Genomic DNA, 10,651 nt, shown 5'->3' on the forward strand with positions numbered 1-10,651 from the left:
GCAGTAAGCAGTAAGCAGTAAGCAGTAAGCAGTAAGCAGTAAGCAAAAAAAAATAAAAAAAGAGAATACAGAAAAAAACGAATGAATGTTTAAAGCAAAAAATCTTATAATTCTACTGGTATTAACAACCTGCATTTATGGTTGTGGTATTTACAACTTTACCGGGGGCGATGTGGGAACGGCAAAAACCTTTCAGGTCAATTATTTTCAGAACTACGCTTCCCAGAATCCCGGATCTACCTTTGAACCGGGAATGGATAGGGATTTTACACTGTCCCTACAGGACCTGATATTGAACCAGACCAGTTTGGATCTTGTTAAATCCAACGGGGATTTATTGTATGAAGGCGAGATTGTGGAATACCGAATATCCCCAATGTCGGCCACCTCGCAGCAGAACGCAGCACAAAACAGACTGAGCATTGGCGTTAACGTAAGGTTCTTTAACAACACCAAAGAGGATGTGGACTTTGAACAGCGATTTTCCTTCTTCTATGATTATCCGGCCAATTCCCAATTGGCAAGTGTTAAGGATGAGGCCCATCAGGTTATATTTGAACGTATTACCCAGGACATTTTTAATAAATCATTGGCAGATTGGTAATTTATGAACGTACAGGACTTTACATATTTATTACAAAACCCGGATGAAGTAGTTTCCCCTGTGCAGACCAATCAACTGGAAGATGTACTGGCCGAGTACCCATATTTCCAGGCAGCCAGGGCCATGCACCTAAAAGGCCTTAAAAACCTCAACAGTTTTAAATACAACAATGCCCTTAAATTAACCGCGGCATACACGGCGGACAGGGATATTCTTTTCGATTTTATCACCTCCATAGATTTTTTACAAAATACTATCGCCGATTCTATTTTAGGGAAATCCACCACTTTAAATGATACGCCAACAATTTCAGAGGAGATCGTTTCCGAATTTAAAAAAGAAAGTGCCCTGATCGAAGAATCGGAAGACGAACCCTTGCCCAGGACGGTAAAGGATGCCGATGACATTTTGGACCCCTCACTTTTTTCCTCGAAAGACCCGAAAATAGACAAATCTATTTCGGAGAATAAAAAAAAAGCTGAAGAGACACTGGAAATCGGGAAACCATTGAATTTTACCAAAAAAGAGAAGTATTCATTCGGGGAATGGCTCCAATTAACTTCTAAAAAGACCCACAAACCGAAGTCAGAATCTGAAACTACGAAGAAGATAGTACATAATAAGCAGCCGAAATCAACCCCAAAAGAAGACAGGCTAAAAAAGAAAAAATTTGATCAGATCGACAAATTTATTGAAACAAACCCCAAAATTGTACCCAAAGAAAACACGGTAAAAGTAACCATCAAGGACTCCCTGACTTTTGATAAAAATGAATTGATGACGGCCACTTTGGCCAAAGTATATTTGGAACAAAAGAAGTATAAAAAGGCTATACAGGCCTACAAAATTTTAAGTTTGAAATATCCAGAAAAAAGTAGTTTCTTTGCAGACCGAATTAAAGCGGTAGAAAAGATACAACAAGAAAATAATTAAATAATGAATACAACGTTTACAATATTCTTGGTACTGATCATCCTAGTTTGCATCCTATTGATGCTCGTAATTATGGTGCAAAACCCTAAAGGTGGCGGATTGTCTTCTTCCTTTGGCGGAAGCGGCAACCAAGTTGTAGGAGGTGTAAAGAAAACAGGGGACTTTTTGGATAAGAGCACCTGGACATTGGCAACTATATTGGTTGTCCTAATTTTGCTTTCCAATGTAGCATTAAAGGGAAGTTTCAGTGATTCCGATTCAAAATTGCTTAACGGCGACCCTATTGAAACAACTGCACCGGATGCTTTGCCCGAAACACCTATCTCTACACCTGCCACTAACGGTACAAATAGTGCCGACAGTGTTCAATAACAGCAGAAAACACATTTAAAATATTAAAAATGCCAGCTTAAGTGACAAGCTGGCATTTTTATTTAACAAAGTGTCAGTTTTAAGGCAATGGCATAATTTCTGCCTATTAAAATCAAACTTAAAAACATAAAATCTAAATAATATGGCTAAAGTTAGCATTAAACCATTAGCAGATAGAGTTCTAATAGAACCTATGGCTGCCGAAACAAAGACTGCATCTGGTCTTTACATCCCTGATACCGCAAAGGAAAAACCACAAAAAGGCAAGGTAGTTGCCGTTGGCCCTGGTACAAAAGATGAAAAAGTGACCGTTAAAGTTGGAGATACGGTGCTATACGGCAAGTATGCTGGTACTGAGTTGAAGCTTGAAGGTACCGAATATCTTATGATGCGCGAAAGCGACATTTTGGCAATTATATAATATTGCTATTTTCCCACAATACAGGGAAAATTCCAAACAACAAACTAAAGAGTATAACTAATTTCATTCCGTTTTATCTGGAATGATAAATTAAATAAAAAAATGGCAAAAGATATAAAATTTGATATCGATGCAAGGGACGGCCTAAAAAGAGGTGTCGATGCATTGGCAAACGCAGTAAAAGTAACTTTAGGACCTAAAGGTAGAAACGTAATCATCAGTAAATCATTTGGTGCTCCAACTATTACCAAAGATGGTGTAACCGTAGCCAAAGAAATTGAATTAGCGGACGCTCTTGAGAATATGGGTGCCCAAATGGTAAAGGAAGTTGCTTCCAAAACCAATGATTTGGCAGGTGATGGTACCACTACTGCTACCGTTCTTGCTCAAGCTATCGTAAAAGAAGGCTTAAAGAACGTTGCTGCAGGCGCCAATCCAATGGATCTTAAAAGAGGTATTGACAAAGCTGTAACAGCGATTGTTGCGGAATTGGCCAAACAAACCAAAAAAGTAGGCGATTCTTCTGAAAAAATCAAACAAGTTGCCGCTATTTCATCCAATAACGACGAAACTATAGGTGAACTTATAGCCCAGGCTTTTGGAAAAGTAGGTAAAGAAGGCGTTATCACTGTAGAAGAAGCCAAAGGGACAGAAACTTACGTTGATGTTGTAGAAGGTATGCAATTCGACAGAGGATATCTTTCTCCGTATTTCGTTACCGATTCAGAAAAAATGACCGCCGATCTAGAAAATCCTTACATATTATTATATGATAAGAAGATTTCTTCTATGAAGGATTTGTTACCTGTATTGGAGCCAGTAGCACAATCAGGAAAGCCTCTTTTGATCATTGCAGAAGATGTTGACGGTGAAGCTTTGGCTACGTTAGTAGTAAACAAACTAAGGGGATCTTTAAAAATTGCTGCTGTTAAAGCTCCAGGATTTGGAGACAGAAGAAAGGCAATGTTGGAAGATATTGCAATCCTAACTGGTGGTACCGTAATAGCTGAAGAAAGAGGCTTTACTATGGAAAATGCTACTTTGGATATGCTTGGTACTTGTGAGAAAATCACGATTGACAAGGATAATACAACCATTGTAAACGGTTCAGGTGCACCAAAAACTATTAAGACAAGGGTAAACCAAATTAAATCCCAAATAGAATCTACCACTTCGGATTACGACAAGGAAAAATTACAGGAACGTTTGGCTAAATTAGCCGGTGGTGTTGCTGTTCTATACATTGGTGCTGCTTCCGAAGTAGAAATGAAAGAGAAAAAAGATAGAGTTGATGATGCCCTTCATGCTACAAGAGCAGCTGTTGAAGAAGGTATTGTTGCCGGTGGAGGTGTTGCTTTGTTAAGAGCAAAATCTGTTCTTGCGAAAGTAAAGGCTGAAAACGCTGATGAAGAAACAGGGGTTCAAATCGTTGCCAGAGCTGTAGAATCTCCATTGAGAACTATTGTTGAAAATGCTGGTGGAGAAGGATCTGTAGTAGTTGCCAAAGTATTGGACGGTAAGGGAGATTTTGGTTATGATGCTAAATCAGAAACCTATGTTGATATGATTAAAGCCGGAATTATTGATCCTACGAAAGTGACCAGAATTGCATTGGAAAATGCAGCTTCTGTAGCCGGAATGATCTTGACTACTGAATGTGCCTTGACCGACATTAAAGAGGAAGCTCCTGCTGGCGGCGGACATGGCCACGGTGGCGGTATGCCAGGAATGATGTAAGTTTTAAAATTTACAACAATAAAAAAACCGCATTTGGAATTCCAAATGCGGTTTTTTGTTTTTAATAGGGTCTTAAAAAACTGTTTTTTTAATGATGCTGCCCATCATCGGTATTATCCTCTCGATACTTGCAGCAAGGGTGCACACTTTGATAATCCTCTTCCGTAGCCTTTAATTCCTTAGTGTCATGACCCACCCCTACTATGGCGGTTTTTATTTCCATCGAATTTGTTTTCCGTTCATCAATGATCAACGATAATTGATGGGACGGAATATCCCATAATGCATATTTAACCCCTTTTACAGCTAATGCCGCCTCCTCTATTCTCTCTTTGCACATGGCACATTTGCCATTGACCTCGAAACTCATTTTCTTATTTTTCTCTTGGCCGTAGCCAACTGCCGTTAAAAAGACAAACACGGCTCCTAAAACTAAATTTTTCATTGCTATACTCTTTAAGTTGAATAATTGTTTTTATATAAAACTATAATTTATATCTAAATCCTGCATAAAACATCCTGCCCATTATAGGCGCATACACCATGGTGGTATCAAAATTGGTACCAAAAGGGTCTTCGGCACCTACCACAGGGTTATCCTGCATAAAATTAGTCAAATTTTCCCCTCCCACATATATTTCAAAATTATTGTTGAACACTTTGGTGAGCTGTGCGTTCATTAAACTGTAGGATGGCGAATGCTCCCCGGAACTATTGGCGGTATATGGCAAACGCTGTCTTCCCAAGGTATGCACCGTATAATCCATGCGCCATTGGGACCCGTATTCCTTAGGAACAGTAGTATATCCCAGATTGGCAAAAAATCGATGTTGGGCCTGCAACGGTTTTTGAAGGGTGCCGCTTAAGTAATCGGTTTCTACATCATAAAATTTGTAAGCCGTCCTTAACTCAAAATTCTTTAAAGCATTATAATTTATTTCAAATTGAAAGCTTTTGGCCAAACTCTTTCCCTCCAGGTTATAAAATGACACTTCCAAAGGGTTCTCCCAATCCACCACCACTTGATTTTTAAAATTGGTAACGTAATAATCCAATGTTATGTTACCCGTTTTACCGAACAAATTAAATCCCTGTATATAACTTGCACCATAATTCCAGGCATCTTCGGGATTCAACCCGTAAATACTGCTATTATCCCCTAGAACCCTTATCTGTCTAGAGGAGGCAAATAATTGTTGGTTTTCTGCAAAGATGTTGGCGGCCCGTTTTCCACGGCCAAAAGACCCCCTGAAACTCCCTCTTTCCCATGGCATATAGCGCACATGCAATCTGGGTGTAACAAAAGTCCCCAAATTATTGTGGCTGTCCACTCTTATGCCAGCAGTTAAACTCCATTCCTTTAAATTGTCATAACTATACTCAAAAAAAGCTCCAATGGATTTGTCTACCCTAGAAAAATCCTGGGTATTCACCATTTCCCCATAACCATCATAGGCAAAGGTAATGCCTGTTTTAAATTTGCTCTTGGTATCCCCAATTATTGAATTGAACAGCAGGTTGGAATAAATACTTTCGTGATCAATATTATATTCATTAAAGCCAAAATAAGAATCCTGTTTGTGGATATTGTAGGCCGTTTGAAAACCAAGACTCTGAAAAGGTAGCTCCGGAAATACATAACCCAATTTTAAAGAAGTATCAAACCTTCTGGTATTTATTTCGCCCCCCCATGAATTAGTAGTGAATTTATCGGTAATAGGATCAAAATTTGTCTGCCCCACCTGTTTTTCATCATTTAGAAAACGAAGGTTGATAAAACTTACCCAACCCGTAATTGGGTTTTGGTATTGCCACCTGTTCAAAACGTTTATTTGATTGCCCAAGGGAGCATCCAGAAACCCGTCCCCATTACCATCTTCCTTGGCATCCCTACGGTTGGTATGGAGATAAAGCCCTGTACTCCATTTATCCGTCAACTTCTTATTCAAATGGGTATTTAACTCCAACCTGCCATTCAAATTGGCATACCCATTAACAAATAGGGCCTTATCCGTTAGAGGTTTTACCAATTCCGTATTTATCTGACCTGAAATACTTTCGTAGCCATTTACCACACTACCCGCACCTTTTGTAATCTGTATACTTTCCACCCAAGTTCCAGGGGTGAAGGTAAGTCCATAGGCCTGGGAGGCACCCCGTACCATAGGGATGTTCTCTTGGGTTATCAATAGATAAGGACTGGTGAGTCCCAACATCTGTATTTGCTTTGTACCGGTCAAGGCATCCGAAAAGTTGACATCTATGGCAGGATTGGTTTCAAAGCTCTCAGAGAGATTACAACAGGCCGCTTTTAGTAATTCGGCACTATTTATGGTGACCACGTTCTGTGGGCTAAAATAGGATTTCTGTACGGCATCCCGCTTCTTTTGAACCACTACCTCGTTCAACGCATTAGAGGGTTTTAACCAGTGACTTACAGTTCTAGGGGTATCAATTAACAAGGTGTCCGACTCAAACCCCACATAACTGATGACAAGTTGGTTATACTCCTTTTTAAAAGGAATTACAAAGCTTCCGTCCGTCTTGGTAATGGTCCCCGTTTGGGAATTTAACCAATATACATTGGCTCCAGCAAGCCCTAAATGTTTATTTTCAGGGTTACTTTCCATAACCATTCCCTCAATATTGTTTTGGGCAAAGGTGGTAAGTGGCATCCATAATAAGATACAAATAATAAAATTCTTCACTTGATATTTCTTTAATATTAGTATAATGATCAAATCAAAAAACCATCGGACTCTCCAATTTCATAAAATGGAAAACCGAGGCTATTACCAATAAAAAAATCAAATGAGAAAAACTTGGTCCAAGATATGGATATCTTTGACCAGTATGGGAGGTGGATAATCGGCATGGGGAACATAGCGCTGCTCCCTTGGCTGAAATAAATTTAAATAATAAGAAGTAAAGGCCACCAGAAAATGCTGCTGTCCAAAACTAAGGTCATCATAGGAAATACTTAATTGGTCCTGTCCCTGAACCGAAATAATTTCATCACTGCAGCAACTATTGAAATCCTTAATCAGGTCTGTAGTATCATTTAACAAAGGTATTTCCATACCACAGGTTTCCGCTTCATGAAAGAAAGCAATATCGATCACGGAGCCAAAGCAAAAATGCTTCTCCACGGTCCAGGAAACTGTAGAGACCAGCATAAAAAATGCCATCAACAGGGCCAGTATTTTATTGATCATTACTTTCATCAAGGCAAAAATAATCAAAAGTTATAACTCTATATTTTCCTTCTACAACATTAACTAAAATTTAGGGCAAAAATTGTCCAAATCAATAACAGATTGGAAGTTTAAAGAGCTGAAGGTCCAAAGGATTTGGAAATAGCCCTATTTTTGCAAAAAATTATTACATGCTTAGCACATTAAGACCAAAAGTTTCGGCAATTACAAACAATCCCGAAAAAAGTAAGATCGAAAAAATGCAGGCCATTTGCGAATTGCTAAAAGAGAATGTCCCCCATTACGATTGGGTAGGTTTCTATTTCAGAAACGGGGATAAAGAAGAGCTTAAATTGGGTCCGTATGCCGGAGCACCTACAGACCACACCATAATTCCTTTTGGCAAAGGAATTTGTGGGCAGGTAGCGGTCTCCAACCAAAACTTCGTAGTTCCCGATGTAATGGCCCAGGACAACTATATAGCATGCAGTATAACCGTTAAGGCAGAAATAGTAATCCCGCTATTTTTAAATGGCGTAAATATTGGTCAAATCGACATAGATTCCAACACTCCGGACCCATTTTCCAAAGAGGATGAGTACTTTTTGGAATACGTAAACCAGGAGGTGTCCAAAATTCTTTAAAACTTTAGGGCGATTGTTAATAAACGTGCTGATTTTTAAGCACAAAAAAATTACTTTTGTGTCCTTATAATCCATAACAACAATCACAACAAAATGAGTACCACTAAAAAAGCTTCCTCAGCCTTAATATCTGTTTTTCATAAAGATGGCCTAGAGCCATTGGTAAAAAAGTTTAATGAATTGGGAATTACCATCTATTCTACAGGCGGGACCGAAACATTCATTAAGGATTTAGGAATTGATGTAGTACCTGTGGAGGACGTTACCAGTTATCCGTCCATATTGGGTGGTAGGGTTAAAACATTGCACCCTAAGGTATTTGGTGGTATTTTGAACCGTCAGGACAATAAAAGTGATCAGGAACAATTGAAGGAATTTGAAATTCCCCAATTGGATATTGTAATTGTAGACCTTTATCCTTTTGAAAAGACTGTTGCCAGTGGAGCTTCGGAACAGGATATTATTGAGAAAATAGACATAGGCGGTATCTCCTTAATACGTGCGGCCGCCAAGAATTACAAGGATACGCTTTGTGTTTCCTCTATGAACGATTATGATGAAGTTCTGGAAATGATTACCACAGGAAATGGCAGCACTACTTTGGAAGACCGTAGACGTTTTGCTACAAAATCTTTCAATGTATCATCCCATTACGATTCTGCCATCTTTAACTATTTCAACAAGAATCATGAAGAGGCTTCGTTTAAATTAAGCGAAACCAACGGACAAGTGTTGCGCTATGGTGAAAATCCCCATCAAAAAGGATTTTTCTTTGGTGATTTCGATGCGATGTTCAACAAACTTCACGGAAAGGAACTTTCCTATAACAATTTGTTGGATGTGGATGCCGCGGTTAACCTTATACAAGAATTTAAGGACGATGCCCCCACCTTCGCCATATTAAAACATAATAATGCCTGTGGTCTTGCAACCAGGCCTACAATTCATCAGGCCTATGTTGATGCCTTGGCAGGGGATCCTGTTTCTGCTTTTGGCGGAATATTGATCAGCAATGTTGAAATAGACAAACCTACGGCCGAAGAAATACACAATCTATTTTGCGAAGTGGTAATTGCCCCTAGCTACACCCCAGTGGCCCTGGACATCTTAAAAGGCAAGAAAAATAGAATCATTCTGGTACAGAATGAAGTTGACCTTCCGAAAACGACGGTCAGAACTTGTTTAAACGGAGTTTTAGTTCAGGAAAAAGATGAAAAGACCGATAAAATTTCCGACCTTACCAATGCTACCAATAAAAAACCTACAGATAGGGAACTGGAAGATTTGATCTTTGCTTCAAAATTGTGTAAACACACCAAAAGTAACACCATTGTTCTTGCTAAAAACAAACAGTTGTGCGCCAGTGGAACAGGCCAAACTTCTCGTGTAGATGCCCTAAACCAAGCTATCCACAAAGCACAGTCCTTCAATTTTGATCTAAATGGAGCTGTATTGGCCAGTGATGCCTTCTTTCCATTTCCAGATTGTGTAGAAATTGCGCATAAAAGTGGAGTAACCAGCGTTATACAGCCTGGAGGTTCCATCAAGGATCAACTTAGCATCGATTATTGTAATGAAAATGGAATTGCAATGGTAATGACCGGCACACGTCATTTTAAACATTAATTTTATTACTTTTAACGATCAAACTGACATTTAAACCGAAATATAACAACATATAATGGGATTCTTTGATTTCTTAACCGAGGAGATTGCAATAGACTTAGGTACTGCCAACACCCTCATCATTCACAACGACAAAGTGGTGGTAGACAGTCCATCTATTGTAGCTAGGGACAGAATAAGTGGAAAAATAATTGCCGTTGGCAAGGAAGCCAATATGATGCAAGGAAAGACCCATGAAAATATAAAGACCATACGTCCATTGAAGGACGGGGTTATTGCAGATTTTGATGCCTCTGAAAAGATGATCAATATGTTCATCAAGAACATACCTGCGTTAAAGAAAAAGTGGTTTCCACCGGCATTGAGAATGGTGATCTGTATCCCTTCGGGAATTACAGAGGTTGAAATGCGTGCCGTTAAGGAGTCCGCTGAGCGTGTTAACGGAAAAGAGGTCTATCTTATTCATGAGCCAATGGCAGCTGCTATTGGTATCGGCTTGGATATAATGCAACCCAAAGGGAACATGATCGTTGATATAGGGGGTGGTACAACCGAAATTGCAGTAATTGCCTTGGGCGGAATTGTTTGCGACAAATCGGTCAAGATTGCAGGAGACGTTTTCACAAACGACATTATTTATTACATGCGTACGCAACACAACCTTTATGTTGGGGAGAGTACCGCAGAGAATATAAAGATTACCATTGGATCCGCTACAGAAGATTTACAGACCCCTCCGGACGAAATGTCCGTTCAAGGTAGAGATCTACTAACGGGTAAACCAAAACAAGTATCCATTTCCTACCGAGAAATAGCCAAGGCCTTGGATAAATCCATTCTAAGGGTAGAGGATGCCGTTATGGAAACCCTTTCACAAACACCTCCCGAACTGGCAGCGGATATCTATAATACAGGTATTTATTTAGCTGGTGGTGGATCCATGTTAAGGGGACTTGACAGACGTTTGTCCCAAAAAACAGATTTGCCGGTATATATAGCGGAAGATCCACTAAGGGCAGTTGTAAGGGGTACCGGTATTGCTTTAAAAAACTTGGAGCGATATAAGAGTATTTTAATTAAATAGTTTATTTAATACTCTACGACAATCGGCAATACCGTT

General features: G+C 39.4%; 11 protein-coding genes. 8 read left to right on the forward strand and 3 right to left on the reverse strand.

From position 1 onward, the window contains the following. Positions 1-85: 85 nt before the first annotated feature. From LV92_RS18100 to groL, 5 genes are all read left to right on the forward strand, one after another. Complete coding sequence (locus tag LV92_RS18100) at positions 86-604, forward strand: LptE family protein (RefSeq protein ID WP_111625009.1); 519 nt, start codon at positions 86-88, stop codon at positions 602-604. 3 nt (positions 605-607) lie between these two features. Beyond that, complete coding sequence (locus LV92_RS18105; protein ID WP_111625010.1) at positions 608-1,537, forward strand: hypothetical protein; 930 nt, start codon at positions 608-610, stop codon at positions 1,535-1,537. Positions 1,538-1,540: 3 nt separating this feature from the next. After that, positions 1,541-1,909, forward strand: a complete 369-nt coding sequence (gene secG / locus LV92_RS18110; RefSeq protein WP_111625011.1) for a preprotein translocase subunit SecG — start codon at positions 1,541-1,543, stop codon at positions 1,907-1,909. A gap of 142 nt (positions 1,910-2,051) precedes the next feature. Next, a complete protein-coding gene (locus LV92_RS18115; RefSeq protein WP_072860635.1) occupies positions 2,052-2,330 on the forward strand; it encodes a co-chaperone GroES in 279 nt (92 codons plus the stop codon). A gap of 102 nt (positions 2,331-2,432) precedes the next feature. Beyond that, the gene (gene groL, locus LV92_RS18120) at positions 2,433-4,067 is read left to right on the forward strand and encodes a chaperonin GroEL (RefSeq protein ID WP_111625012.1); all 1,635 of its coding nucleotides are present in this window, start codon (positions 2,433-2,435) and stop codon (positions 4,065-4,067) included. Between the two features lie 88 nt (positions 4,068-4,155). Here the strand turns inward: groL and LV92_RS18125 are convergent, their stop codons facing one another. From LV92_RS18125 to LV92_RS18135, 3 genes are all read right to left on the reverse strand, one after another. After that, positions 4,156-4,512 carry a heavy-metal-associated domain-containing protein gene (locus LV92_RS18125; protein ID WP_111625013.1) on the reverse strand — a complete coding sequence of 119 codons (357 nt, stop codon included), beginning with the start codon at positions 4,510-4,512 and terminating at the stop codon, positions 4,156-4,158. Between the two features lie 40 nt (positions 4,513-4,552). Next, positions 4,553-6,742 carry a TonB-dependent receptor gene (locus tag LV92_RS18130; RefSeq protein ID WP_111625014.1) on the reverse strand — a complete coding sequence of 730 codons (2,190 nt, stop codon included), beginning with the start codon at positions 6,740-6,742 and terminating at the stop codon, positions 4,553-4,555. 132 nt (positions 6,743-6,874) lie between these two features. After that, entirely contained in the window at positions 6,875-7,291 is a 417-nt protein-coding gene (locus LV92_RS18135; protein WP_111625015.1) for an HYC_CC_PP family protein, read from the reverse strand. Between the two features lie 161 nt (positions 7,292-7,452). On the opposite strand from LV92_RS18135, the gene LV92_RS18140 reads away from it, so the two are divergent. The 3 genes from LV92_RS18140 to LV92_RS18150 all read left to right on the forward strand — a co-directional run bounded on the left by LV92_RS18140 (position 7,453) and on the right by LV92_RS18150 (position 10,615). Further along, positions 7,453-7,905 carry a GAF domain-containing protein gene (locus LV92_RS18140; RefSeq protein ID WP_111625016.1) on the forward strand — a complete coding sequence of 151 codons (453 nt, stop codon included), beginning with the start codon at positions 7,453-7,455 and terminating at the stop codon, positions 7,903-7,905. Positions 7,906-7,998: 93 nt separating this feature from the next. Then, positions 7,999-9,531, forward strand: coding sequence for a bifunctional phosphoribosylaminoimidazolecarboxamide formyltransferase/IMP cyclohydrolase (purH, locus tag LV92_RS18145; RefSeq protein ID WP_111625017.1), 1,533 nt, complete (start codon positions 7,999-8,001; stop codon positions 9,529-9,531). A 55-nt stretch (positions 9,532-9,586) separates the two neighbouring features. After that, complete coding sequence (locus LV92_RS18150; protein WP_069858480.1) at positions 9,587-10,615, forward strand: rod shape-determining protein; 1,029 nt, start codon at positions 9,587-9,589, stop codon at positions 10,613-10,615. The last annotated feature ends 36 nt before the right edge of the window (positions 10,616-10,651 follow it).

Source organism: Arenibacter echinorum (assembly GCF_003259375.1).
Classification (GTDB): Bacteria; Bacteroidota; Bacteroidia; order Flavobacteriales; family Flavobacteriaceae; genus Arenibacter; species Arenibacter echinorum.

Coding starts and splice junctions, on each gene's coding strand:
- LV92_RS18105 (WP_111625010.1), top strand. CDS start 608: ATGAACGTACAGGACTTTACATATTTATTACAAAACCCGGATGAAGTA.
- purH (WP_111625017.1), top strand. CDS start 7,999: ATGAGTACCACTAAAAAAGCTTCCTCAGCCTTAATATCTGTTTTTCAT.
- LV92_RS18150 (WP_069858480.1), top strand. CDS start 9,587: ATGGGATTCTTTGATTTCTTAACCGAGGAGATTGCAATAGACTTAGGT.
- groL (WP_111625012.1), top strand. CDS start 2,433: ATGGCAAAAGATATAAAATTTGATATCGATGCAAGGGACGGCCTAAAA.
- LV92_RS18130 (WP_111625014.1), bottom strand. CDS start 6,742: ATGCCACTTACCACCTTTGCCCAAAACAATATTGAGGGAATGGTTATG.
- LV92_RS18125 (WP_111625013.1), bottom strand. CDS start 4,512: ATGAAAAATTTAGTTTTAGGAGCCGTGTTTGTCTTTTTAACGGCAGTT.
- secG (WP_111625011.1), top strand. CDS start 1,541: ATGAATACAACGTTTACAATATTCTTGGTACTGATCATCCTAGTTTGC.
- LV92_RS18135 (WP_111625015.1), bottom strand. CDS start 7,291: ATGAAAGTAATGATCAATAAAATACTGGCCCTGTTGATGGCATTTTTT.
- LV92_RS18115 (WP_072860635.1), top strand. CDS start 2,052: ATGGCTAAAGTTAGCATTAAACCATTAGCAGATAGAGTTCTAATAGAA.
- LV92_RS18100 (WP_111625009.1), top strand. CDS start 86: ATGTTTAAAGCAAAAAATCTTATAATTCTACTGGTATTAACAACCTGC.
- LV92_RS18140 (WP_111625016.1), top strand. CDS start 7,453: ATGCTTAGCACATTAAGACCAAAAGTTTCGGCAATTACAAACAATCCC.